1 protein-coding gene is annotated in these 1,444 nt (G+C 58.0%); it reads right to left on the bottom strand.

What is annotated here, in order from left to right:
* Nucleotides 1-29: 29 nt before the first annotated feature.
* Nucleotides 30-1,399 (bottom strand): IS3 family transposase gene (locus JJQ51_RS32760; protein WP_442967361.1). Its coding sequence is split into 2 segments (ribosomal slippage): nucleotides 30-922 and nucleotides 922-1,399, totalling 1,371 coding nucleotides; the frame shifts between segments, so codons are not numbered across the junction.
* Between the last annotated feature and the right edge of the window lie 45 nt (nucleotides 1,400-1,444).

The following is a 1,444-nucleotide window of genomic DNA, read 5'->3' as shown; positions in this document are numbered from 1 at the left end:
TGTGAACTGACCCCGTAAAGTTGGACGGTTTATTGGCTGGGCTGATTTAAGGGCTGTGTCCTGTATTGAACAGGGCTCAGCCCTTTGAGTTTTAGCCTGATGCGATCGTTGTTGTAATATCGAATATAGTCCTCGACGCCATCACGCAGGCTCTCGATGCTGTCGAAGTGGTTAGGATGGAAGAACTCGGATTTGAGGGTGGCGAAGAAGCTCTCCATGGCGGCATTGTCGAGGCAGTTGCCCTTGCGTGACATGCTTTGGGCAATGTTGCGGCTTTCAAGCATGCGGCCCCAGGCCGGCATTTGATATTGCCATCCCTGATCGGAATGCAGGATTGGCCTTTCGGCGTTGCAGAGTTGGTCCAGGGCCTTGACCAGCATGTCCTGGACCAGCTTGAAGACCGGTCGTCTCGCCGTCTCGAAGGCAACGATCTCGCCGTTGTGGAGGTCCATGACCGGCGAGAGGAAGAGTTTTTCCCCGGCGATGTTGAACTCGGTGACGTCCGTCACCCATTTCTGATGCATACGCTCGGCGGTGAACTGCCGCTGAAGGAGGTCCGGGGCCACGCGTCCCGTCTGCCCCTTGTAGGAGCGGTACTTCTTCGGCCGGACCAGGGACTTCAATCCCATCTCGATCATCAGACGTTGGACGGTCTTGTGATTGACCGTCTCCCCGAGGCTGCGGATCGCAGCCGTGATCCGACGATAGCCATAGCGCCCCTTATGGGCTTCGAAGATCGCTTTGATCCTGGTCTTCAGCGCTGCATGCCGATCGGCCAGGGACGAGACCTTCTGCCGATAATAGAACGTGCTGCGGGCCAGGCCCGCAAGCTTCAGCAGCCCGTCGAACGGATAGAGCGGCCTTAACGCCTGGACGGCTTGCGTCTTGTCGGCGCTTGTCGTGCCTGCGTTAAGGCCTCCAGTTTTTTTAGGTAGGCATTCTCCATACGCAGATAGGCCAGCTCCGCCAGAAGCTCCTCGCGGCTCTTGGCCTCATCGCTCTGCGGGGCATCCGTCTTGTCGGACAGCACAGGTGGCTCGGGCATCGATCGGGGCCTTCCTCGACGACGTGGCATCAGGGCATCAATACCACCGGCCTTATAGCGGCGCTCCCAATCCGGCAGGCAACTCTTATTGCGCAGGTTGAACAACGCCGCCGTCCGGCGGTAAGAGAGCCCATCCTCCCACATCCGACGCAGAACCGATAGCTTGAACTCAGCATTGTAGTGGCTGAACTTCTTCGCCAGACCGTCAACCCCATGCGCCGCGTGCATCGCCACCCATTTTCGCACCGTCGAATGGTCGATCCCAAAATGCGCACTCACCTCCTGCAGGCTGCGCTGGCCGCCGCTGTAAAACTCCACAACACTCTGCTTGAACGACGTGCTGTATTTCGACATGAAAAACCCCGAAAGTTGGTTGTCCAACTTTCGGGGGTCAGTTCA

The organism is Rhizobium sp. AG207R, assembly GCF_027109195.1.
Taxonomy (GTDB): domain Bacteria; phylum Pseudomonadota; class Alphaproteobacteria; order Rhizobiales; family Rhizobiaceae; genus Rhizobium; species Rhizobium dioscoreae.
Note: the sequence above shows the minus strand (reverse complement) of the source record. Positions and strands in the feature narration are given on the sequence as shown.